The sequence below is a fragment of the Ensifer sp. GW101-20A05 genome (genome assembly GCF_059424735.1).
On record NZ_JBWKZT010000003.1, the window covers coordinates 227,950 to 250,994 of the forward strand.

24 protein-coding genes are annotated in these 23,045 nt (G+C 62.7%); 6 read left to right on the forward strand and 18 right to left on the reverse strand.

Annotated elements, in window-relative coordinates; all coding sequences use genetic code 11:
• Positions 1-20: 20 nt before the first annotated feature.
• Positions 21-389, reverse strand: coding sequence for a TspO/MBR family protein (locus tag AC070A_RS10355; RefSeq protein WP_244495501.1), 369 nt, complete (start codon positions 387-389; stop codon positions 21-23).
• A gap of 47 nt (positions 390-436) precedes the next feature.
• Between AC070A_RS10355 and AC070A_RS10360 the strand changes: the two genes are divergently transcribed.
• A complete protein-coding gene (locus AC070A_RS10360) occupies positions 437-991 on the forward strand; it encodes a GNAT family N-acetyltransferase (protein WP_057247913.1) in 555 nt (184 codons plus the stop codon).
• Positions 992-1,005: 14 nt separating this feature from the next.
• Here AC070A_RS10360 and AC070A_RS10365 read toward each other — a convergent pair whose 3' ends face one another.
• The 10 genes from AC070A_RS10365 to AC070A_RS10410 all read right to left on the reverse strand — a co-directional run bounded on the left by AC070A_RS10365 (position 1,006) and on the right by AC070A_RS10410 (position 12,667).
• Entirely contained in the window at positions 1,006-2,091 is a 1,086-nt protein-coding gene (locus AC070A_RS10365; protein ID WP_057247914.1) for a DUF1513 domain-containing protein, read from the reverse strand.
• Between the two features lie 78 nt (positions 2,092-2,169).
• Entirely contained in the window at positions 2,170-3,159 is a 990-nt protein-coding gene (locus AC070A_RS10370; protein WP_057248240.1) for a magnesium transporter CorA family protein, read from the reverse strand.
• A gap of 344 nt (positions 3,160-3,503) precedes the next feature.
• Entirely contained in the window at positions 3,504-4,619 is a 1,116-nt protein-coding gene (locus AC070A_RS10375) for an imelysin family protein (RefSeq protein WP_057247915.1), read from the reverse strand.
• Positions 4,619-6,148 carry a di-heme oxidoreductase family protein gene (locus tag AC070A_RS10380; protein ID WP_057247916.1) on the reverse strand — a complete coding sequence of 510 codons (1,530 nt, stop codon included), beginning with the start codon at positions 6,146-6,148 and terminating at the stop codon, positions 4,619-4,621. The genes AC070A_RS10375 and AC070A_RS10380 overlap by 1 nt, the downstream gene beginning before the upstream one ends.
• A 48-nt stretch (positions 6,149-6,196) precedes the next feature.
• Entirely contained in the window at positions 6,197-7,477 is a 1,281-nt protein-coding gene (locus AC070A_RS10385) for an imelysin family protein (RefSeq protein ID WP_113479341.1), read from the reverse strand.
• A gap of 190 nt (positions 7,478-7,667) precedes the next feature.
• Entirely contained in the window at positions 7,668-8,957 is a 1,290-nt protein-coding gene (locus AC070A_RS10390) for an RsmB/NOP family class I SAM-dependent RNA methyltransferase (protein ID WP_057247918.1), read from the reverse strand.
• A 136-nt stretch (positions 8,958-9,093) separates the two neighbouring features.
• The gene (locus tag AC070A_RS10395) at positions 9,094-9,468 is read right to left on the reverse strand and encodes a septal ring lytic transglycosylase RlpA family protein (protein WP_057247919.1); all 375 of its coding nucleotides are present in this window, start codon (positions 9,466-9,468) and stop codon (positions 9,094-9,096) included.
• Positions 9,469-9,928: 460 nt separating this feature from the next.
• Entirely contained in the window at positions 9,929-10,804 is an 876-nt protein-coding gene (locus tag AC070A_RS10400; protein ID WP_057247920.1) for an SDR family oxidoreductase, read from the reverse strand.
• Positions 10,792-11,994, reverse strand: a complete 1,203-nt coding sequence (queG, locus tag AC070A_RS10405; protein WP_057247921.1) for a tRNA epoxyqueuosine(34) reductase QueG — start codon at positions 11,992-11,994, stop codon at positions 10,792-10,794. The genes AC070A_RS10400 and queG overlap by 13 nt, the downstream gene beginning before the upstream one ends.
• A complete protein-coding gene (locus tag AC070A_RS10410; RefSeq protein ID WP_057247922.1) occupies positions 11,975-12,667 on the reverse strand; it encodes a glutathione S-transferase family protein in 693 nt (230 codons plus the stop codon). Before AC070A_RS10410 ends, queG begins: the two co-directional genes overlap by 20 nt.
• A gap of 162 nt (positions 12,668-12,829) precedes the next feature.
• Between AC070A_RS10410 and AC070A_RS10415 the strand changes: the two genes are divergently transcribed.
• A complete protein-coding gene (locus AC070A_RS10415) occupies positions 12,830-13,636 on the forward strand; it encodes an undecaprenyl-diphosphate phosphatase (protein ID WP_057247923.1) in 807 nt (268 codons plus the stop codon).
• A 238-nt stretch (positions 13,637-13,874) separates the two neighbouring features.
• Here AC070A_RS10415 and AC070A_RS10420 read toward each other — a convergent pair whose 3' ends face one another.
• The 7 genes from AC070A_RS10420 to dnaN all read right to left on the reverse strand — a co-directional run bounded on the left by AC070A_RS10420 (position 13,875) and on the right by dnaN (position 19,028).
• Positions 13,875-14,036, reverse strand: a complete 162-nt coding sequence (locus AC070A_RS10420; protein WP_093236169.1) for a hypothetical protein — start codon at positions 14,034-14,036, stop codon at positions 13,875-13,877.
• 239 nt (positions 14,037-14,275) lie between these two features.
• Entirely contained in the window at positions 14,276-15,256 is a 981-nt protein-coding gene (locus AC070A_RS10425) for a complex I NDUFA9 subunit family protein (protein ID WP_113479343.1), read from the reverse strand.
• A gap of 121 nt (positions 15,257-15,377) precedes the next feature.
• Positions 15,378-15,665, reverse strand: coding sequence for a DUF1330 domain-containing protein (locus tag AC070A_RS10430; protein ID WP_492384459.1), 288 nt, complete (start codon positions 15,663-15,665; stop codon positions 15,378-15,380).
• 105 nt (positions 15,666-15,770) lie between these two features.
• A complete protein-coding gene (gene pyrF / locus AC070A_RS10435; RefSeq protein WP_058324595.1) occupies positions 15,771-16,475 on the reverse strand; it encodes an orotidine-5'-phosphate decarboxylase in 705 nt (234 codons plus the stop codon).
• Positions 16,476-16,478: 3 nt separating this feature from the next.
• Positions 16,479-17,066, reverse strand: coding sequence for a histidine phosphatase family protein (locus tag AC070A_RS10440; protein ID WP_057247927.1), 588 nt, complete (start codon positions 17,064-17,066; stop codon positions 16,479-16,481).
• A gap of 4 nt (positions 17,067-17,070) precedes the next feature.
• Positions 17,071-17,673, reverse strand: a complete 603-nt coding sequence (pmtA, locus tag AC070A_RS10445) for a phospholipid N-methyltransferase PmtA (RefSeq protein ID WP_082615696.1) — start codon at positions 17,671-17,673, stop codon at positions 17,071-17,073.
• A gap of 236 nt (positions 17,674-17,909) precedes the next feature.
• Entirely contained in the window at positions 17,910-19,028 is a 1,119-nt protein-coding gene (gene dnaN / locus AC070A_RS10450; RefSeq protein ID WP_057247928.1) for a DNA polymerase III subunit beta, read from the reverse strand.
• Positions 19,029-19,280: 252 nt separating this feature from the next.
• On the opposite strand from dnaN, the gene rsmI reads away from it, so the two are divergent.
• The 4 genes from rsmI to AC070A_RS10470 all read left to right on the forward strand — a co-directional run bounded on the left by rsmI (position 19,281) and on the right by AC070A_RS10470 (position 23,038).
• Positions 19,281-20,210, forward strand: coding sequence for a 16S rRNA (cytidine(1402)-2'-O)-methyltransferase (gene rsmI / locus AC070A_RS10455; protein ID WP_057247929.1), 930 nt, complete (start codon positions 19,281-19,283; stop codon positions 20,208-20,210).
• Entirely contained in the window at positions 20,200-20,568 is a 369-nt protein-coding gene (locus AC070A_RS10460; protein ID WP_057247930.1) for a YraN family protein, read from the forward strand. The genes rsmI and AC070A_RS10460 overlap by 11 nt, the downstream gene beginning before the upstream one ends.
• A 161-nt stretch (positions 20,569-20,729) precedes the next feature.
• The gene (locus AC070A_RS10465) at positions 20,730-22,028 is read left to right on the forward strand and encodes an extracellular solute-binding protein (protein ID WP_057247931.1); all 1,299 of its coding nucleotides are present in this window, start codon (positions 20,730-20,732) and stop codon (positions 22,026-22,028) included.
• A gap of 5 nt (positions 22,029-22,033) precedes the next feature.
• Complete coding sequence (locus tag AC070A_RS10470) at positions 22,034-23,038, forward strand: ABC transporter permease subunit (RefSeq protein ID WP_244495502.1); 1,005 nt, start codon at positions 22,034-22,036, stop codon at positions 23,036-23,038.
• Positions 23,039-23,045: the final 7 nt, after the last annotated feature.

Sequence of the window (23,045 nt, forward strand, 5' to 3'; positions counted from 1 at the left end):
TTTTTTGTCGGGTGGCATCATTATGCCTGCGGGACAGTGGCACGCTCGTGAAGGTCCGACAAGTTCAATTCATGAGCAAAATCGAGCTGTTGAGCGTCGTCGCAAACGCAACCCAGGCGAGATAGGACCAGGAACAGCAGGGCCGAAACGCGATCCCGCCGCCGGCTTGCGACGACGAAACCGGCGACTGCAATCAATAGCGCGATGATCAGGCCCGAGGAGATGTCCTCAATCCCGAAGAACAGCGGCGACCAGAGGAAGTTGAGGAACATCTGCGCCAGCCACAATCGCATGGCGGCGCGAGACCGAGACCAGTGGCGAATAGGACTGCGCACACGATCGTTCTGTTCATGGCCTCGACAGATAAAACAGACTTTCTGGCTTTCCATGGGGGCTGCCGTTTTGAAGCCGTGATCTGCCACCTATATCATGTGCCATGAAGAGCTTCAGACGCATCGACATCCGGCCGGCCGGTCCGGATGACATCATGATGATCGCCTCCGTCATCGTCGAAAGCTGGCGATCGACGTTCCGCGGACTGATTTCCGACGCCTTCCTCGATGGGATGAGCGTCGAAGAGCAGGCGCTGCGCCACGCAAGGCGCATGCGCGTCGCCGATGTCTTTCATCTGGTCGCGGTCGACATGAGCACGAACAAGGTGATCGGTTTTGCCAATTATGGAAAAGCCCGCTCGATGCCGCCGCGTTTCGATCGCGAGCTCTACGCGCTCTATATCCTCAAGGAATTCCAAGGCGCCGGCATCGGCTCGGCACTGGTGCGCAGCGTTGCCGCCCATTGCCGGGAACTGGGCGGCAAGTCCCTGTTTGCCTGGGTGCTTTCCAGCAATCCGAACAGGGCGTTCTATGAGCATCTGGGTGCGGTTGCCGTCGGCCAGGGTCAGGTAAGCCTCGGCGGTGAAAACCACGACCAGATGGCCTATCGCTGGGACGACTTGGCAAAGCTCTCCGGCGCGGGCCGCTTTTCGGCCTGAGGCATGTCTCCGGCCTATGCCAAACGAACGATGTGCTGATCCCAGGCGACCCGGCTTTGGCGCTCCTTGAAGTGGCCGTCATAGGACGAAACGGCAAAACCGTGGTCGGCTGTGGCGACCCCTGCTGCATCGACGACGCGCTCTTCCTTCAAAACAGCGCCGGTGCGGGCATCGAGCGTCACGGCCACGTTGCCCTTCGGTGAGGTCAGGCCGATCAGCCCTTCGTGCCGGTTGACGGCGATCGCGCCGACATAGTTCGCCAGCGCTTCCGTCGTGCGTTCGGGCAGCGACAGGAATTTCAGGTCCTCGCCCTTGGAGAAGGATCCGACCAACGGCGGCAGGTCGTTGCGCGCGCCTTCGTACTGGCAGGCAAACCAGATCTCGCCCTTCGGGCCGATGTCGACGTGGCGCGTCGAAAGACGGCTGAGTTCAGCAGGCAGACCGTGCCTCTGTACGAGCGCGCCGGTTTTCGTGTCCACCAGCGTCAGGCTCGGCTCCATATGGTCGAGATTGAGCTTGGTGCGGCCGAAGTCCGGGTGGGTTTCGATGCCGCCATTGGCGATCGCGAGCAGGCGTCCGTCGGCAGCGAGCGTCATGTCGTGCGGACCGATGCCATAGGTCGGGAATTCGCCGATGCGGGCGAAGTTGTCGGTGCCGTCATAGATGCCGACCATGCCGCGATTGCCGGCAAAGTCGTTCTCGGTAGCATAGAGCAGCTTGCCATCCGCCGAGAAACAGCCGTGACCGTAAAAGTGCCGGCCCTCTGCTGCAGCGATGACCACTGGTTCCGCCGAGCCGTCGGTCGAAAGGATCATCGCATAGGTGCCGGGCCGGCGGGCGAAGGCGACCGCTCGATGGCTGACGGGCGAATAGGCCATGCCATGCGCGCGCGCCGGAAGCGTCGTACGGTCGATGATCTCGCCGGCTTCCGTCAGCGTTGCAACGCCATAGCTTCCATCCGGCGCCATGAAGGCCGAGGCGAAGACGGCATCGGCTCTGCCTAGGGCGAAAGCCCGGTCAAGCGCCAGGCTTGCCACCCAGGCTGCGCCTGCCATTTTCAGGAAACTGCGCCGGTCGATCAGACCCGTGGCGGCTGTCATGCCATCCTCGCTCGTCGTGGAAATCTGCAGCCCTGAACGGAGGTGCCGCTCAGGGCTGCGATATAGCAGGTTGCGGGGTCAGAGCCAGCCCCGGCGCTTGAAGTAGAAATAGGGCACGATCGCCGATATCACCATCAGCATCAGTGCCGCAGGATAGCCGAACTCCCACTGCAGCTCCGGCATCACGCCGAAGTTCATGCCATAGATCGAGGCGACCAGCGTCGGCGGCAGGAAGACGACGGCGGCGACCGAGAAGATCTTGATGATCTGGTTCTGCTCGAGATTGATGAGGCCGAGCGTCGCGTCGAGCAGGAAGTTGATCTTGTTCGACAGGAACAGCGCGTGGTCGCCAAGCGAAGTTGCATCCCGTTGGATCAGCTTGATCCGCTGCCGGCTTTCCTTTCCTGCCTTGCGTGGCCCCATGCCTTCGAGCGCCACGTGATAGGCAACGAGCCGACCGATGCTGACGAGGCTTTCGCGGATGACCGTCAGGAGGTCGCCCTTCTGGCCGATCTGCTCGATCAGCGACTGCAGGTCGCGCGTCTTCTTGGTGGCGCTGGCATTCGTCTTGCGGAACACTTCGCGCGAAATCGCGTCGACCTCGCTGCCGGCGCGCTCCAGCGCGTCCGCCGTGCGATCGATGATCGCTTCCAGCAGGCCGAGCATCACCAGTTCGCCGGTCTCGCAGATCTGGCCGTTGGCCTTCTGGATGCGGTTGGAAAAGGTCTGAAACGGCTTGGGGTCGGCATGGCGTACCGTGACCAGCGTCGCGCCCTTGAGGATGAAGGTCACCGGCACCTTGACCGGATAGTCGCTGTCGAGCTTGGCGGTGGCCGTCATCGTCATGAACTCGGCGCCGTCCTCCTGGTAGAGGCGGTCGGAAAGCTCGATTTCCTGCATCTCGTCACGGGTCGGGATCTCGATGCCGAGCTGGCCCTCGACGAGGCGCGTTTCCTCAACGGACGGATTGAAGAGGTCGAACCAGATGGCGGGCGTCGGCGATGCGATGCCGTCAAGCATGTCGACGAGCACGAGGTGGCTGTTCTGGCTTTTGTAGATGCGCAGCATATAGGGCTCCATAGGGCGAGTCATCCGACCGCCACGGAGCCCTGATCAAATCAGGACCGGACGGCCGTGAGCGTGAAGGCTCGACTTCGACTGTCGGGGTTCATTGTGAGTTGGTCCTTGTGGTGAAACGTGCCCGCGAGAGCGGACACGGGAAGCGCTTTGCGCCTAAAAGCCTTGATTGTCAACACTCTGAGTTTGAGCGGGATGCGGGCGGAAACCGCGCACACTTTTCCTCATCCCGCTCTGGAGCGCGTGCGTTCAATTGAACGCACTAAGGACGCTCCAGCACTTTGATGCGAGAGCATCTTTTCCGCTCCAGTGCCTACACCTGCGAGCGGGATGCTCTAGTCACCGTCGGCGAAGGAGAAGCCGGCGCCAAGCCCGATCGCGCCTCCGAAATCCTTGTTCAGACGGTTGAGGAGGTCGTTGGTGTTGAGCGACAGGAAGGCGAGCTTGGCGCGCTTGTCGTCGTCAGTGAGCGCGGCATCGATCGGCCCGTCGATGTTGCCGGCCATGCCGATCACCGACTTGAAGACGAAGTCGGCCGAACCCGCCACGGAGCGGCTGTCTTCCGGCAGCAGGCTTTGCATGTCAGCGACATCGAACAGCGTCTTGAGCCCGCGCACGTTGCCGGCGATCGAGGCCATGGTGTTGCCGGAGCGCCAGTAGATCGCAAGTTTCGGATGCCCCTTGTCGTCCTTGCCTTCGTAGAACGGCTTCAGCCGCTGGTCCTTCACCGTCTCGACGCCATGGACGAGAATGCCGAGCAGTTCGGTCGTCGCCTCGCGATTGTCGCGGAATTCGGGATTGTCGGGGCCTGGGTGTTTCCAAGCGGCCTGGATTCCCTCCGGCTTCTGCCAGGCGGCCAAAAATTCGTTGGCGATCGTGTCGAGGTTCCCAGTGATCGCCAGGCCATAGCGGCAGCGGAAGTCACCCTCCTTGCCCGAAAGCGCCTCGGCGCCGGTGCCATAGAGAACATATTCGAGTGCGCCCAGCCCTTGCGCCGCGACGCTCTTGCCCTTGAGCTTGGCTTCGTCCGTTGCGCTTTCGTCCGCCTTCGAAAGGATCGCCTGCACCTGCTTGAGCCCGGTGCTCTTGCGATCGGGGTAGAAGAGGAAGCGTTCGAAGCGGTTCTGTTCGAGAGCCGGACCAAGCCTCACGACCTCGATCGCCGACCAGGCGGCGACCAGGTCGGAGAACGCACTCTGCGCGTTCTTGAGTGCCGGCTGCGACGGCGCCTCGCAGAGCTTCGCCGTCGCTTGCCTTGCAGCGGCGGTCTTTTCCGACAGGTTGCGGTAGCCGGGAATGATGAAGTCGTCGACGGCCTTGGCCATGACGGCGGGCACGGCGGCCTCGTTGACGACGCGCGGCGAGAGCGCGCTCCCCTCCTGAGCTATTGCGGGCAATGCGGTCGTCAGCGCCAGGGAGAACGCGAGGGTGAGCGTATGCGTAGAGGGCATCAGAGTGACTCCAGGAAGGCAAGGAGATCGCGGCGATCGCTTGCGGCAAGGGCGGCGAAAGCATCGCGGGCCTTCTGCCCTTCGCCGCCATGCCAGAGGATCGCTTCGGTGAAATTGCGGGCGCGTCCGTCGTGCAGCAGGAAAGTGTGCCCACTGACGGTCTTCGTCAAGCCGATGCCCCAAAGCGGCGGGGTGCGCCATTCTCGGCCGGTGGCGACGCCCACTTCCTGGCCGTCCGCGAGACCTTCGCCCATGTCGTGCAGCAGGAAATCGGAATAGGGCCAGATGAGCTGGAAGGACTGCGCCTTGTTTGCGGCATCCCGGCGGGTGACGAATTTCGGCGTGTGGCAGCTCGTGCAGCCGAGGTCGTAGAAGACCTTCTTGCCACGAAGTGTTTCGGCAAAGCTCGCCTTGCGACGCGCCGGAACGGCAAGGTTCTCCGAATAGAAGGTCACGAGGTTAAGCACCGGATCGGGCGCTTCGGTCGGACCAAGCCGTTCCTGCACACCGGTCGCCATGGTGAGGCATTTCGCTTGGGCGGCTGTGCAGTCGCCATGCGGCCGGTCGGCGTCGGGGGAGGAGATGCCGATATCGGTGGCAAAGGCATCGGCGCTCTGCTGCCGCACGGTGGCATTCTGCGCCTTCCAGCCGAAACGTCCGATGGTCAGCCTGCCGGACTTCGCGTCACGTCTGAGCGCCGGGCGGCCGCTGATCCCGTCGCCGTCGGCGTCGTCAGGATCGGCAAGCGCGAGGATGTCCGCCTCTTGGATCGCCTCGATGAGGCCGAGCCCGATCATCGGCTGGGCCACGCGCGGTGAGAGCGTCGTTGCCGGATCGAGCGGTCCGTAGGCAAGGTCGGTCACCGAGTAGCGCGGCCGGCGCAGTGAAACGGTCTCGCCGTCGGGGAAGGTGAAGGGTTGCTCGGTGTAACTGACCTTCAGATGGCCTTCGGCAGCAAGGCCCGGCACGGCGCTATCCTGAAGCTGGGCGCCATAGACCGGATCGGGGAAATTCACGGCCTGATGCGCCTCGATCGACCGGCGCTCTTTGTCGTCGCGCGGCGGGCGCGCCAGACGGAAGAACATCGAAGTCGTATCGGTGGAGCCCTCCGGCGGGCGTCCGCGTCCGTCCTTCAGGTGGCAGCTCTGGCAGGCGCGGGCGTTGTAGAGCGGGCCGAGCCCGTCGGATGCCTGGGTCGAGGAGGGCGAGGAGACCCAGAGCTTGCGAAACAGCGCGTTGCCGAGCTTGAAGCCTTCCTCTTCCTGGAAGCTGAGATTGGCCGAAAACTGCGAGAAGCTGTCGGCATTGACGGGCGCGATCGAGGTCGCAGCACCGCCGGACATGGCCTCGAAGCTTTCCGCCTTGGAAAAATCCGCAGTCGGTCGCGTCACCGTTGCGACGCGATCGCGGTCGGTGTTGCTCAGGTCGATACGTTTGGTCGGAAGATCGTCGCCCGCGGCGGCGGGCAAGGCGAGAAAGAGCGCCTGCGCAAAAAGAAGCGCGAAAAGGCGAGGAGCGCCAAGTTTCATCGGTAGAGGATCGGGCCGCACCGGTTTCGGGCGGCCCGCCTTTTCAGCTTATTGGAAGACGGCGTTAGGATTGTCCAGGCTGTCGGAACCTTCAAGCTCGATCGTGCCGAGATCCAGCGACGCAATGACGCGCTGAACGGTCTTTGCCTGGGCGATCAGGCCGTCGATCGCTGCCTGCACCGTGGCGTTGCCCTCGGCATTGCCTTCGCCGATCATCTGGTCGTAGGCCTCGGTGGTCTCCGCGCGCTTGGCCATCGCCTGCATCTTCTCGACTGTAGTCGAAAGGTTGCCGGTCATTTCCTTGTCGAGCGCTGCGTCCTTGGCGGCAACGAGTTCCGAAAGCGACGGGCCGGTCATCTTGGTGCCGTCGACGCGGATGTACTCGCCCGTATAGGCCGACTGGATGCCGATCGCGTCGTGCAGATGCGAGTTGTGCGTGTTGTCGGAGAAGCAATCATGCTCTTCTTCCGGATCGTGCAGCAGCAGGCCGAGCTTCATGCGCTCGCCGGCAAGTTCGCCATAGGAGAGTGAACCCATGCCGGTGAGGATGGCGACGAGACCAGCCTTCGGATCGGCCTCGACGGCCTTGGTTGCGGCACCGTCCGGTGTCCAGTTGGCGACCATTTCCTTGAGGTCGGAAACCAGGAGCTCGGTCGCGGCCTTCAGATAGGCGGCGCGGCGGTCGCAATTGCCACCGGTGCAGGCCTTGGTGTCGTAGTCGGTATAGGGGCGGTTTCCGGCGCCAGCCTTGGTGCCGTTCAGGTCCTGGCCCCAGAGCAGGAATTCGATCGCGTGGTAGCCGGTGGCGACGTTCGCCTCGATGCCGCCGGCTTCCTGCAGCGTGCCCGCCAGGAATTCCGGCGTGATGTTGCTGGCATCGACGTCCTTGCCGTCGATCTTGATCGTCTTGTTGGCGATGACGTTGGCGGTGAACAGCGCGTTCTCGTCGCTTTCGCTGCCGTAGCTCGGGTCGACATAGTCGATCAGGCCTTCGTCCAGCGGCCAGGCGTTGACCTTGCCTTCCCACTCGTCGACGATCGCGTTGCCGAAGCGGTAGACTTCGGTTTCCTGGTAGGGGTTGCGGGCCTTCCGCCAGGCGTCGCGCGCGGCCTTCAGCGTTTCTTCGCTCGGCGTCGCGATCAGCGCGTCGACCGCCTTGTCGAGTGCCTCGGCCGTCGTCAGCGCATCTTCGAACTTGGCATGGGCGACGGCGGTGTAGTGCTTCACCACGGCGGCGGCATCGGTTGCGGCGTGGGCCGGCTGCAGGGCCAGCGCCGACGTTGCCGTCATGAACGCCAGCGCGGCGCCGCGGATGAATTTCTTGGTCATGACCCTCTCCTGTTGCTTCCTTCGGCGCAGCCGATCGAGCCCGCAAACGCGGCATCGTTCAGGCGTCGGGCCATGAGAAAAGGCCCCGGCCGGGCCTGCCTCTCATGAACCAAAAGCAAACTTGTGTCAAAGTGTATAGTTTAGAACGTTTTCAATCTGATGCCGGGTCCTCGGCGGCATGCGAAGGGCATCAGCCCTTGCGTTGCATCAGGCAGAAGAAGAAGCCGTCCGTGCCGGTCGAGGCGGGCGTCAGCGTCACCGTCTTCATGTCGGCCGACCAGGGTTGCGGCTTGTCGGTTCCAAAGAGCGTCGCCCAGATGTCGGCTGCCGACAGGATCTCGAATTCCGGGTTGTCTTCGCAGAAGCCGTAGACCTGGGCCTCGTTTTCCTCAGGCAGTACCGAGCAGGTGACATAGATGAGGTGGCCGCCCGGGCGGACGAACTGGGCAGCGCTCGCCAGCGCTTCCTCCTGCTGGGAGATGCGCTCTTCAAGATTCTTCTGGTTGAGGCGCCATTTCGTGTCGGGCCGGCGGCGCCAGGTGCCGGTGCCGGTGCAGGGCGCATCGACCAGCACCCGGTCGAAGCGGCCGGCGAGCGGCGCGAGGCTGTCGGTGGATTCATGCACCTGGACATTGCGGGTGCCGGCGCGCTTCAGCCGTTCGATGATCGGCGCGAGGCGTTTGCGGTCGGTGTCGTAGGCGTGCACCTGGCCCTTGTTGTTCATCGCCGCCGACATGGCGAGCGTCTTGCCGCCACCGCCGGCGCAATAGTCGAGCACCTGTTCGCCTTCCTGCGGAAAGGCGAGATCGGCAACGATCTGCGAGCCTTCGTCCTGGACTTCGAACCAGCCCTTCTGAAAGGAAAGCTCCGCCGTCACGTTCGGCAGGCGCGAGGCGCCTTCGCCGGCCGGAATGCGAATGCCGTTGCGGGCGATCGTCGCCGGTTCGGCGCCGCTGCGCTCCAGCGCCTTCAGCACCTTGGCGCGCGAGGCCTTCAGCGTATTGGCACGCAGGTCGAGCGTCGGCCGGCCGGCGAGGGCCTTCGCTTCATCGAGCCAATCGTCGGAGAAGTTTTCCTCGAAGGAGGCCTGGACCCATTCGGGAATGTCGCCCTGGATGTGGGCTGCGGCGTCTTCGAGGCGGCGCGTGGCGAAGGCTTGCGCCATCTCGGCTGACGGCATCTCAGGCGCAAATTTGTCGCCGTCGAGTTCGGCAGCGAGCGCTTCCGGGGTGAAGCCCCATTGCCGGTACATCACGGCATGGCCGAGCGCCGACGCGCTGTCGCTGTCCATCAGGAAGGCGTGCGAGAGTTTCATGCGAAGGGCGTCGTAGACGATGTTGCCGATCGCCGAGCGATCGCCGGATCCGGCGAAGCGATGGGAGAGGCCCCAATCCTTGAGCGCGTCGGCGACCGGGCGCTTCCGCTTTTCGATATCCTCAAGAACCTCAATGGCTCCAGCGAGCCTGCCGCCCAAACGCATCTTCGATCAACTCCTTTTTCGCCGTGGTAACGGCGATGGCATCGAAGAGCAAGACGGCGGAGAAGATTAACCGCCGAGAATGGTCTTTCTCAAGTAAACCCACCCGACGATCGGTCGGATGGCAGTATTTCAAAAATCAGGAATTGATGACGCGATAACAGATGCTGGCGTGGCCGGAGCGGATCATGCCGATCTGCGAGGCTGCAGCCTTGGAAAGGTCGATCACGCGGCCACGAATGAATGGCCCACGGTCGTTGATCCGAACGATCACGCTCTTGCCGTTGCGCTTGTTGGTGACCTGAACCTTGGTTCCGAACTTCAGGCTGCGGTGGGCGGCGGTCAGGCGGGCGGCATTCATGCGCTCGCCGGAGGCGGTCTTGGAGCTCAGCGCGTACCAGGACGCGCCGCCGCAGCCGGCGCCGGCTGCATGGCTATCGGAAACGGAAACGAGACCGATAGCGGTCGTGAACAGCGCTGCAGCGGCAGCAGCCTTGATCTTCGCTGGCGTCAACTGGCGATCCCCTCGGTCAAATGGTTGAATAAAAATCTTCTGGGAACCGCTAATTGGGGCGAAAAATGGCGAAAACGTGCTTCAACCATTTACGATCTATTAGGATTTATTAAAAAATGACGAAAATTCAAAAACGAAGATTGTTTGAAATAGTTTAAATGGAGCCAGGAAGTTCTTTGGAATCAGCGGTTGAACGCTCACAGCCTTCCGCACGCAGGCGCAACTCAGTGGTAAACGAAAAATTTTATTAAAAATTTCGAATTGGACGAAATTTCCGGAATCCGGATGGTCGAAAACTCGTTACTAGCGCACAGGTTGTATTCAATTCGTCAAGTATCGAATGAATATCCAGAGAAAGTCACAATTCTGGCGGCGCTGCCGCCGCCATTACTGATGGACTGACTATCGGCTTTCTATAAGCATTTCGGGTTATGTTATTGATTGAGCGCCGAGTTGCGTTTCAGGCGTTGCGCCATGTGCCGGATTGCCAGAGCTGCGCAAGCGAAACGCGATAATCCGGATACGCGAACTCGAAACCGGTGGCGCGCATGCGGGCGTTCGATACCCGCTTGTTCTCGCCATAGAAGGAGCGGGCCATCGGTGACAGCTCCGCCTGCTCGAAGGGAATTTCCGGCGGCGGTTCGACGCCCATCAGCCGCGCGGCCTCAAGCACCACGTCCTGTGGTGGCGCCGGCTCGTTGTCGGTGATGTTGAAGACGCCGCTCGTGCCGTTGTTGGCGAGGAACAGGGTGGCCGCGCCGATATCTTCGACCCGGATGCGGTTGAACACCTGCCCAGGCTTGATCAGGCGCCGGGCCGTGCCGTTTGCGAGATTGCAGAAGGCGTTGCGTCCGGGGCCGTAGATGCCGGCAAGCCTCAACACGGCAACCGGAATGCTCTGCTTCGCGCCGAAGGCGATCCAGGCATCCTCCGCCTCCACCCGCTCGACCGAGCGGGCCGAGACCGGTTTGCGCAGCATGTCCTCGGTGACCCATTCGCCGCCGTGGTCGCCATAGACGCCGACGGTCGAGAGATAACCGATCCACTTGAGGTTCGGCGCCAGTTGCGCGAGATCCGGGCTGGAAGGGCGAAACATTGGATCGCCGTCGCGGCCGGGCGCGATCGACTGGATCAGGTGCGTCGCCTGGCCAAGCGCAGCAGCGAGTTCGCCGGAGACCGTTTCGCCGTCGAAGAGGATCGGGCGGATGCCGGCCTTTTCAAGCTTCGTTGCCTTCTCCTCGGTGCGGGTGGTGCCGACAACGCTTGTCGCCGTCGGGGCCATGGTCCGCGCGATTGCCATACCGGAGTAACCGGCGCCAAGGATCAGGACTTGCATCGGCTCACTCCCGCCATTTGCCATTCGTTGAGGACGTCTTCGTCGGTCTCTGGCTCGCATTGTTCGGCAAATTCCGCAAGCGCCGCCGGCGCGACCAATCGTGACAGCGCCCAGACCGCCATCGCCCGCACCACGGGCGAGGTATCGCCGATGCGCGCCCTGACCGCAGGCACGAGCGCCTGGTCGCCGGAGTTTCCGGCGGCGATCAGCACGTTGCGCACGAAACGGTCGCGGCCGATGCGCTTGACCGGCGAGCCCGAGAACAGGCTGCGGAAGGCCGGGTCGTCGAGGCCGAGCAAAGCTTCCAGCGATGGCGCCTTCAGGTCCTCGCGCGCCTTCAGCTTCATTTCGGAGGCTGCCTGCGCGAACTTGTTCCAGGGGCAGGCGGCGAGACAGTCGTCGCAGCCATAGATGCGGTTGCCCATCAACGGGCGCAGCTCCGGGTCGATTGGACCCTTGTGCTCGATGGTCAGGTAGGAAATGCAGCGCCGCGCGTCGATCTGATAGGGCGCAGGAAAAGCGCCGGTCGGGCAGGCATCGAGGCAGGCGCGGCAGGAGCCGCAATGGTCGCGCTCCGGCTCGTCGATGACGAGGTCCGCCGTGGTGAACAAGCTGCCGAGAAACAGCCAGGAGCCGAATTCGCGACTGACGAGATTGGTGTGCTTGCCCTGCCAGCCGAGGCCGGCCTTCTCCGAGAGTGGTTTCTCCATCACCGGGGCGGTGTCGACAAAGACCTTGACGTCCTCGCCGGCGCGCGCGGCGAAGCGGGTCGCGACTTCCTTGAGCTTGCCCTTGATGATGTCATGATAGTCGCGGTTCTGGGCATAGACCGAGATCGCGCCGCGATCGGTCTTTTCGAGAATCCCGCGCGGATCGTCTTCCGGCCCGTAATTCATCGCGAACATCACCACCGAGCGCACGTCGCTCCAGAGCGTGCGCGGATCGGAGCGTCGCTCGGCAGTCTCGGCCAGCCAGTCCATCGTGCCGTGGAAGCCGTCGTCGAGGAAGTCCTGGAGCCGAGCCGGCGCCTCGGGAATGGCGTCAGGGCGGGTGATGCGACAGAGATCGAAGCCCTTGTCTGCCGCCTCGGCTTTCAGGAATTCGGTCAGCTTCAGCCGCCGTCGATCCCCATTGTCAGCCTTGGCAGCGATGCCGGGCACGGATTCATCCTCAGAAGTCGAGGTCCGCATAGTGCGGAACCGGAGTCACGCCGCGCACACGCTCGGCAAGCAGCGGGCGGAAGGAGGGGCGGGACTTCAGCCGCTGGTACCACTCCTTGGCGGTCGGGGCATCCGACCAGTCGATCTCGCCGAGATAGTCGAGCACGGACACCGTCGCGGCCGCGGCGAGATCCGCATAGGAGATGCGGTCGCCGGCAAGCCAGGTGCGCGAACCGGCGAGCCAGGAGAGATACTTCATATGCTGGCGGATATTGGCGCGCGAGGTGCGCAGGACCTTGCTGTCGGGCGCGCCGCCGCCCTGGTCCGGTGTCATTTGCAGCTTGAAGATCCGCTCGCGCACCAGCGGCCGCGTCACGTCCGCTTCCATCTTGTGCAGGAACCACTCGACCAGGCGGCGGATTTCCGCCCGCTGGAACGGGTCCTCGGCCAGAAGCCGGCGATCCCGCTTCATGATTCCGTTCGTTTCGTCGAGATATTCCGAGATGATCGTGGCGCCACAGAGCGCTCTCATACTGTCGTCAACATAGACCGGTAGCGTCCCGGCCGGGTTCAAGGCCAGGAAGTCGCGCCGGTTCTCCCAGGGCTGTTCCTCGGACAATTCCGTCTGATAGCCATATTCCGAGAGGATAAGGCGAACGAACCGTGAAGCGGAGGACATGGGGTGATGATACAGTGTCGGCATCGATGATCTGGCTTCTCAGAGTCTTTTTGCTGGGGGCGTCAGCGTGGCGGCGCAAGCGTCTGGCCACGGCTCCTGTGATAGAGCTATAGAAATTTGTGGTGGCAAACACAAGCGAATCAGCCTTTTCCTCCCACTCCAAAACTTGTCAGGAAAATCTCATATATGGCGGATCAATCGATCATCAGCGCGCTTGTCCTCGGACTCATCGAGGGCTTGACGGAGTTTATCCCTGTTTCGTCGACGGCGCACGTCCTCCTTGCCGGCCACTTCCTCGGCTTCAGGTCGCCGGGCAACACCTTCGCCGTCCTCATCCAGCTCGGCGCCATTCTGGCCATCCTGCTCGTCTATTTCCAGAAGCTTCTGTCGATCGCGCTGGCGCTGCCGACGAGCATCAAGGCGCGCCGCTTCGTCCTGTCCGTTTTGATCGCCTTCCTGCCGGCGGCCGTCATCGGCGCAATCGCCCATGATTTCATCAAGACGGTGCTGTTCGAAACGCCGATGCTCATCTGTGTCGTGCTGATCGTCGGCGGCTTCATCCTCTACGCGATCGACCACCTGCCGCTGAAGCCGCGCTACACTGACGTCATGGACTATCCGCCGTCGCTGGCGCTGAAGATCGGCCTGTTCCAGTGCCTGGCGATGATCCCCGGCACCTCGCGTTCCGGCGCGACGATCGCCGGCGCCCTGCTGATGGGGACCGACAAGCGCTCGGCCGCGGAGTTCTCGTTCTTCCTGGCGATGCCGACCATGCTCGGCGCCTTCACGCTGGACCTCTATAAGAACCGCGACGCGCTCTCCTTCGACGATTTCACCCTGATCGCCGTCGGCTTCATCGCGGCGTTCGTCGCCGGCATCTTCGTCGTGCGTTCGTTGCTCGATTTCGTCTCGCGGCGCGGTTTCACGCCCTTCGCCATCTGGCGCATCGTCGTCGGCACGGCCGGCCTGATCGGCCTCTGGTTGCTCGGCTGATCTCGGGATCAACGATCTCAAATGAAAAAGGCGCGTTCTGGACGCGCCTTTTTCTTTGACCTCAGTCTTCTTCGAACTCGGATAAGGCCTCAAAAACAAAGCCGCGTGCGTCTCAAGGTGAAACGCACGCGGCCACTGGCCCCCGCCAATAACTCTAACTATGCCCTTCCAAAGCAATTCCAGGAAAAGCGCGAAGCCGCTTTCCGTCCGGAAACGCCTGATCTAAAGGGCGCCGGCCTTAGTTGCCGGAAAGATCGATCGATGCCGTCGTGCACGGATCGACGCCATAGGCCGGCGCGCAACCCTTGCCGCTGCTCGCGACCGTGTTCGGCGCGATGAATGAGCCAGCCAGAATGATCAGTGCCGCAGACGCAAAAAAGATTGCGATCGACTTGCCCATGGACGCTATGCCTTTCGAGATTGCTGCTGCCGCCCGCCGTCATGCCTTGCGATCGGGGCGCGAGGCGGTGTTTAGTCGCTGGATATGACATGATCAATATCAGGACATGTTGAATTTGCGGTAAATGCCATTCGCTTTCTTAACTGCGGCAGAACTGCAACGCTGTTGCCTGGATACCACAGCAAACGGCCGCCCGTGGGTACCGGCGGCCGTTCAAAATAAGATGGGCTTTGCGGCGATCAGGCGCCGCGGCCGCTGCGCGTGTACTGGCCCTGCGGGCGATAGCGCACCAGATAGGTCGGCAGGATCGACTCCAACATGGTCGGATCGATGCCAATGCCGGCGAACGTACGTCCCTCGGAAACCGCCTTTGCCGAGACGACATTGTCGGATTTCAGCAACACCACCTGGTCGGGGGTGAGCGGCGGCGTGATGAAGGGGACCATCGACGCGATGCTGCCGATGAAGGTTGCGACGCCGAAGGGCAGCGAGACGAGCGTGCGCTTGCGGTCGATCGTGTTCAGCATGATCTCGAGACAGTCGCGGAAGCTTAAGACATCCGGGCCGCCGAGTTCGTAGATCTTGCCCTTGGTGATCTTGCCGTCGACGGCGCGCGCCACGGCCTCGGCGACATCGGTCACGTAGACGGGCTGGAACTTGGTGTGGCCGCCGCCGATCAGCGGCAGGACCGGCGAGAAGCGGGCCATGTTGGCGAACTTGTTGAAGAAGCCGTCCTCGGGACCGAAGACGATCGACGGACGCAGGATGATCGCGTCAGGCTTCGTTTCCAGGATCGCCGCCTCGGCGCGGCCCTTGCTGCGGGCGTATTGCGACGGCGAGGAAGCGTCCGCGCCGATCGCCGAAATGTGCGTCAGCGTGGCGCCGACGCTACGTGCCGCTTCTGCCACCGCGCGCGCGCCGAAATCCTGGACGGCGTCAAACGTGTTGCGGCCTTTTTCAAACAGCACGCCGACGCAGTTGATGACGTGGTCGGAGCCTTCGACGGCGCGATCGACGGATTTCCGGTACCGCAAGTTCGCCTGGACAAAGGAGATCTGGCCGACATTGCCGAGCGGCTGCAGGTGGCCGGCAAGGTCGGGCCGGCGAACGGCAACGCGAATGCGGTAGCCGCGCTTGGCGAGTGCGCGCACGACATGACGGCCGACGAACCCGGATCCGCCGAAAATCGTCACCAGCGGCGGAAGGTTGGACAAGGTCATGGGAAACGCACTCCTGATCGCAGAGGAAAGAATTGATTGCTACATAGCCCAACAGCCGCGAGAGGTGAAGGCCAATCCACGCGGCTTGTCGGGTCTGTCGGAAGATGGGGATGCCGGGTCGTCAGACGCCTTCGACGACGACCATCTCCGCGTCGGCGACTTCCTGGCGGATCGCGGCGGCAATCTGGTATTCGGGCGAGTTGTAACAGTCGACCGCTGCCTGCAGCGACGGAAATTCGATGACGACGTTGCGCGCGCGCACGCCGCCCTCAAGGCGATGATGTTCGCCGCCGCGCGCGAGAAAATTCGCGCCGTATTTCTCGAAGGCCGGCTTTGCTGCCGTCACATAATCCTTGTAGCGCTCGGTGTCGCGGACATCGACCCGTGCGATCCAGTATCCCTTGGCCATAGTGAGCTCCTCGTCTTGCACCGCTGAAGGCTGACGCGAGACTTACTTCCGGCAAATTTTGATTGAGGTCAAGCGGATCGCGATGGGTTCCTGGCGCCGCCCGCATCAGCGGGCAAGCGCGCCGTTCATTTCCGCGAGAATGGCGCGGGCGGCCGCAAGCGGCTCCGCGGCTGCGACGATTGGGCGCGCGACGACGAGGTGGCTGGATCCGGCCTTCAAGGCTTCGGCCGGCGTCATCACCCGCTTCTGGTCGCCCTTGTCGGCGCCGGCAGGGCGGATACCCGGCGTCACCAGCGCCATGTTCGGTCCGATGATCTTGCGGACCGCTGCGGATTCTTCCGCCGAGCAGACGATGCCGCCCATGCCGGCGGCGCGCGCCTGTTCGGCCCGGCGCAGCACCAGCGTGTGCGGGTCGTATTCGTAGCCGGCATCGATCACGTCCTGCTCGTCCATCGAGGTGAGCACGGTGACGCCGAGGAGGCAGAGATCGGAACCTCTAGCGGCTTCGACGGCCGCCTTCATCGCCTTCGGATAGGCGTGCAGGGTCAACATCGACATGCCCATCTTGACGATGTTCTCGACACCCTTGGCAACCGTGTTGTCGATATCGAGCAGCTTCATGTCGAGGAAGACGTTCTTGCCGCTGGCGGCAAGGTCGCGCGCGAATTCGAGCCCGCCGGCAAAGACCAGCTGATAGCCGATCTTGTAGAAGGAGACGTCGTTCCCGAGCGTCGACACGATCCTCTCGGCATCGGCGATCGTCGGAAGGTCGAGGCCTACGATCAATCTGTCGCGCGCGGTTTCGGTCATCGTCTAGATCCCCTGCCAGTTTTCCATCGGGGTCCAGTCGCATGCGACGGCGCGATCCGCAAGGCGGAAAGCGAAGACGTTGCCGCCGCCACCGCCCTTCTGGTCGGAACTGCGGGCAATCGGCGCGCCGAGCAGCCGGCACTTCAAAAGGGTGCCGACGCCGCCATGGCCGACGAAGGCGATTGGGATCTTGGTGTCGTGCCCTTCGAGGACACGGAACACTGCGTCCGAGATCCGCGTCTGGGCGTCGATCGCGCGCTCCCAGCCCTTAAAACTTTCCGCCGGATGGGCGAAGAACCAGTCGGCCGCCTTCTCGAATTCCGGCGGCGGTAGGAAGCCGGTGGCGGAGCGATCGTTCTCGCCCATGTCATGGTGAATTTCGACCGTCAGGCCGGCGGCATCGGCAAGCAGCTGGGCCGTTTCGATCGCCTTGGTTTCGTCGCTCGAGACGATCCTCCCGAGCGAGCGCACCCACGGCAACGCCGCCGTCAGGGCCGCACGATCGCGGCCAACAGCGGAAAGTCCCCATTGCGGGACGGGCACGTCCGGATCGATCCAGACCTGCGGATGGGTGACGTAGACGCCGAACATCCCGTCAGTGCGCCCGACGATAGACCCAAAGCTGTGCCGGCGGGATGTTGCGCACGACGAAGTCGAGATGCTGGATGCTGTAGCGGTCCGGCATGGCGACGACGGGCGAGAGCGGCCCATAGGAAATCTGCACGACCGGCCGGCCGGCCGGAATGCGCGAGAGCAGGTCGTCGATCAGCTCGACGCGCCGATGCATCGGGAAGTTCAAGAGCGGCACTGCCGAGACGACACTGTCGAAGGTCTGTCCCTTCAGCTCGCCGAGCGTATGTTCCAGATCGAAAGCATCGCCATTGACGAAATTGACGCCGGCGAAGTTGGCCCTGAGCTGGTTATAGAAGTCGGTCGAATATTCGACCGAGACAAGGCTCGATGCGGGCAGGCCGCGTTCCAGAATTGCCTTCGTGATGACACCCGTGCCCGGGCCCAGCTCAAGAACCGGCAGGCCCGAAGCGGGATTGATGACGCTCGCCATTCGGCGCGCGGTTATGGAAGAGGTCGGCAGGATTGCGCCGACAGCCTTGGCATTGCTCATCCATCCCTTGAAAAAGCGAATTTCCTCATCGAACTTCCGTCCGAGCCGTTCCTTCACCTTCACGCGCAAATTCATTGAACCCCTCAAAACCGTCGTCCTCTCCTCATACGGGCCGCCCGCTGTAATCCCGGCTCGCTGATTCGAGCCGGTCCGGGCGGCGGCAATCATAATGTGTCCCCATCTGCGGCAAAAACAAGTCTGTCTGCGCCTGAAAGCGTCGGCTTATCAACAGCCGCCGGATGGATCGATCAACAAAAAACCCGTCACGAGCGGGCGTGACGGGTTGGCATTTCGCGCCGCGTCAGGCCCGGTTACACGCGCATCGGCATGAGCACGTAAAGTGCATCCTCGGCAGCAAGATCGCGAACGAGCGTCGGCGAGCCCGGATCGGCCAGCATGAAAATCGCATCGGTGCCGGTCAGCTGCGAGGTGATGTCGAGCAGATACTTGGCGTTGAAGCCGATTTCGAGCGGGTCGTGGTCGTAGCCGACGGGCAGTTCTTCCGTGGCGCTACCCGAATCCGGATTGTTGACCGTCAGCGTCATCTGGCCTTCGTTCAGCGCCAGCTTGACGGCGCGGCCGCGCTCCGACGAGATCGTCGAAACGCGGTCGACGGCCTGGGCGAAGGACTGGCAATCGACGCGCAGTTCCTTGTCGTTGTTGGCCGGGATCACGCGCTGGTAATCCGGGAAGGTGCCGTCGATCAGCTTCGAGGTCATGACGATCGAACCCATCGTCAGTCGGATCTTGGCGTCCGAGACTTCGACGGTGACGACGAGGTCCGGGTTGTCGAGCAGCTTCTGCAGTTCGCTGACGGTCTTGCGCGGGATGATGATGCCCGGCATGCCTTCGGAGCCGGACGGGGCTTCAACGTCAGCGCGGGCGAGGCGGTGACCGTCCGTGGCGACGGCGCGCAGCTTCAGTTCGCCCTTGCTCTCGACGGTGTGCACGAAAATGCCGTTGAGATAGTAGCGGGTTTCCTCGGTTGAGATCGCAAACTGGGTGCGATCGATCAACATCTTGAGGTCGGTCGCCTTGAGGCGGAAGGAGTGCGAGAAGCTGCCGGCGGTGAGATCCGGGAAGTCGGACTGCGGCAGGCACTGCAGCGAGAATTTCGAACGGCCCGAGGCAACGGTCATCGCCGTGCCCTCGGCATTGGTGGCGAGCAGCACTTCCGAACCGTCAGGCAGCTTGCGCACGATGTCGTAGAGCAGATGCGCCGGCACCGTGGTCGCGCCCGACTGTTCCACCTGCGCCGGTGTCGCCTCGGTGATTTCGAGGTCGAGGTCGGTCGCCTTCATTTCGAGGCTCGCACCGTCGGAACGCAAGAGCACGTTCGAGAGGATCGGGATCGTGTTTCGCCGCTCGACCACGCGGTGCACGTGGTTCAGCGATTTCAGGAGGTTGGACCGCTCGAGAGTAATGCGCATGGGATGCCGCTTTCAACCATTGCCCGGCAGACGAGGCGTCCGCCTGAGCGTCAACTGCGAGTGTCCCGGCCGACCGACCGGAAATATGTGGACCGGCAAAATGGCAGAAACAGCGCCCGGAACGCAAGGGGTTTAAGGGCTTCTGTCCCCAGATGCAGCGCGCTGGACCATTGCCTTGCCCTTGCCCTGCCCTGCCGGCTCACTCATAAAGACCGGACCGACGCATCGGTGAGCACGATCAGGACGTTACAGGTGGAAAAGCAGAAGACATCGGAAGCATCGGGCGGGCAGAGAGAGCGTAGCTATCGCCTGCACAATGTCAGCGTTCCGGCCCGGCCCCTCGATGCGGCGCTCTATCTGGTGGCGACCCCGATCGGCAATCTCGGCGACATTACGCTGCGCGCACTGGAAACGCTTGCCGGCGCCGATGTGCTCGCCTGCGAGGACACGAGGGTTACGCGCGTGCTGCTCGACCGCTATGGCATCGTGAACCGGCCCTACGCCTATCACGAGCACAATGCCGACGAAGCCGGCCCCCGGCTGCTTGCAGCACTCGCCGAAGGGCGATCGGTGGCGCTCGTTTCCGACGCCGGAACACCGCTGGTTTCCGACCCGGGCTACCGGCTGGGGCAGCTTGCGATCGAAGCCGGTCATCGCGTCGTGCCGATCCCGGGCGCCTCGGCGCCGCTTGCAGCACTCGTCGGCTCCGGCCTGCCAAACGATGCCTTCCTCTTTGCCGGTTTCCTGCCGACCAAGGACAAGGCGAAACGCGATCGCCTCAGGGAATTAGCGGCCGTGCCGGCGACAATCATGTTCTTTGAATCGCCGCACCGCATCGCCGCGACAGTGGCGGCCGCAGCCGAGGTGCTGGGCGAGGGTAGGCGGGCTGCCGTCTGCCGCGAGCTCACCAAGACCTTCGAGGAGTTCCGCCGCGGCACGCTCGGCGAGCTTGCTGCACATTATGGAGAAGCTGGCGCCGTCAAAGGCGAGATCGTGCTCGTCATCGGGCCGCCGGATGCCGCACCCGAGCCGGAAGCGGCCGATGTCGACGCCCTGCTGCTGAGCCTTGTCGCCGACATGCCGGCCGGCAAGGCGGCGACCGAAGCCGCCCGCCAGACGGGCGTGCCGCGCAAGGAGCTCTATGACCGGCTGCTGCAGCTGAAGAAGCGCCATGACGGCTGACGGCAGCGACCGGCGGAAGCTGAAAGCGCTGAGGCGGGGGCAACTCGCCGAATACCGCGCGGCGCTCTGCCTGCTGCTGAAGGGCTACCGCATCGTCGCCATGCGCCATCGCACCAAGCTCGGCGAGATCGACATCATCGCCCGGCGCGGCGATCTCATTGCCTGCGTCGAGGTCAAGGCGCGCCGCTCGGCCGAGGACGGCGTATTCGCGGTGACGGCCACGGCGCAAAAACGCATTCGCGCTGCGAGCGATCTCTGGCTGGCCAGGCAACCGGACTTCAACAGGCTTTCCGTGCGCTACGACATCATCACGGTGACCCCTTGGGGCTGGCCGCGGCATCTGCCGGATGCCTTCTGAACCGGCGCGGGATGAGGGAAAATGATTGCGGTGTTCCGCCCGCATCCCGCCTTGGAACAAAATCGCGAATTTGTAATCGTTCCGACATAAAAGCGTTACGGGCCTGTCATTGAACGTCACTAGTCCAAGCCATCCGCAACCCGGTGGAGAGGGACCAAGTCATGTTCAAGAAGTTTTCATTCGCAGCCCTTAGCTTCGCTTTTTCCGCGACGTCATCATTTGCCGCGACCAATATCACCTGGTGGCACGGCATGGCCGGCCGCAACGGCGAAGTCATCAATGAAGTTTCCAAGAAGTTCAACGAAGCCCAAAGCGCCTGCGCGCTGACCCCGGTTTCCAAGGGCACTTACGAGGAAGCGCTCGCTTCCGGCATCGCCGCATTCCGTTCGGGCGAACAGCCGAACATCCTGCAGGTCTTCGACGCCGGCGCCGCCACGATCATCAACGCCAAGGGCGCGGTCATTCCGGCCGAAGACCTGATCATCAAGGCTGGCCACAACTTCGACCGCAACGCCTTCATTGACGGCGTGCGCTACTTTTACGCCGACAGCGAGGGCAAGTTCGTCGGCATGCCGTTCAATTCCTCCGCGCCGATCATGTACATCAACGACGAGGCCCTGAAGAAGGCCGGCGTCGAAGCGCCGAAGACCTGGGAAGAGTTTGAAGCGGTTGCCCCGAAGCTGAAGGAAGCCGGCTACATCCCGCTCGTCCAGTCGCAGCTCACCTGGCAGTTCACGGAGAACTTCTTCTCCCGCAACAACATCCAGTTCGCCACCAACAACAACGGCTATGACGCCGTCGTCGACACGCAGCTGAAGGTCACCGACCCGAACCTCATCATGATGTTCGACAAGCTCAAGGCCTGGAAGGACGAAGGCTACTTCGCTTTCTACGGCGCCGGCTGGAACGACAACCAGAAGGTCTTCGAAGAAGGCAAGGCTGCGTTCTGGATCGGTTCGTCGGGCTCCTTCGGCGGCCTGCAGAAGACGGCGCAGATGCCGTTCTCGGCAACCTTCCTGCCCTATTGGGGCTCGATCAAGGGTGCCGGCACCAATTCTTTCATCGGCGGCGCGGCACTGTTTGCCATGTCCGGCAAGTCGGATGAAGAGAACAACTGCGTTGCCGACTTCTTCCAGTTCCTGACCTCGCCGGAAATCCAGTACTTCTACCACAAGGCCACCGGTTACGTTGCCATCACCAAGGCAGCCTACGAGCTCGCCCAGAAGGACGGCTACTACAAGGAAAAGCCGGTTGCTGAAGTCGGCATCAAGCAGCTGCTGCTGCCGGCCGGTGACTGGTCGAAGGGCTACCGCCTCGGCTTCTACCCGCAGATCCGCGAAATCATGGAACGCGAATACGGCCGCATCTTCTCGGGCGAAACGACCGTCAAGGACGCTTTCGACACGATCGAAAAGGAAGGCAACGAGCTGCTCGCTCGCTTCGCCAAGACGGCCGGCTGATCTCCATGTCGACCGCGACAGATCTCCTCCCCGCCTCGCGGGGAGGAACCGGAACCCAAACCGGCGGGCGTCGCTTCGGCGCCTTCCGGTTTTTCGGTGGCCAGTCGAAGAGCGGAGGAGAAGGCGTTGCCAAGCGCGTTCAGTTCTCCTCGCCGTTCCTGCCCTACCTCTTCCTCGCGCCACAGCTCGCGATCATCTTCATCTTCTTCTACTGGCCGTCGGTTCAGGCGATCCAGTCGTCCTTCTATCTGGAAGACCCCTTCGGCTTCGGCTCGACCTTCGTCGGCATGACGAACTATACCGACGTGCTGAAATCGGGCGAGTATCTCGGAATCGCCCGCTTCACTGCCGTCTTCACGGCGCTCGTCACCTTCTTCGCGCTGTCGATCGGCTTGCTGCTCGCCGTCAAGGCCGATGGCGTCATCCGCGGCAACGCCGCCTACAAGACGCTGCTCATATGGGTCTATGCCATCGCGCCGCCGGTCGCCGGCCTCATCGGCATGATGTTCTTCGACCAGCATATCGGCCCGATCGTCGAACTCGCCCGCTGGTTCGGCTGGGACATCAAGGTCGGTCTGAATTACTTCGACACCGCCTTTTCCATGGTGGTCGTCTCCGTCTGGAAGCAGATCCCGTATAACTTCATCTTCTTCCTCTCGGGCCTGCAGGGCATCCCGGTCTCGGTGCGCGAGGCGGCGGCGATCGATTGCCGCTCCGGCTTCCGCCGCTTCTGGACGGTGATCCTGCCGCTCTTGGCGCCGACCGCCTTCTTCCTGTTGATCATCAATGTCACCTATGCGCTGTTCGATACCTTCGGCGTCATCGACGTGATGGTGAAGGACAAGGCCGCCAACAACCCGATCACCCTTGTCTACAAGGTCTACATGGACGGTTTCCGCGGCAACGATCTCGGCGGCTCTTCGGCCCAGTCGGTGATCCTGATGCTGATCGTCTTCGTTCTCACCATCTTCCAGTTCCGCTTCATCGAGCGGCGCGTGCACTACAACTGAGGCGGCG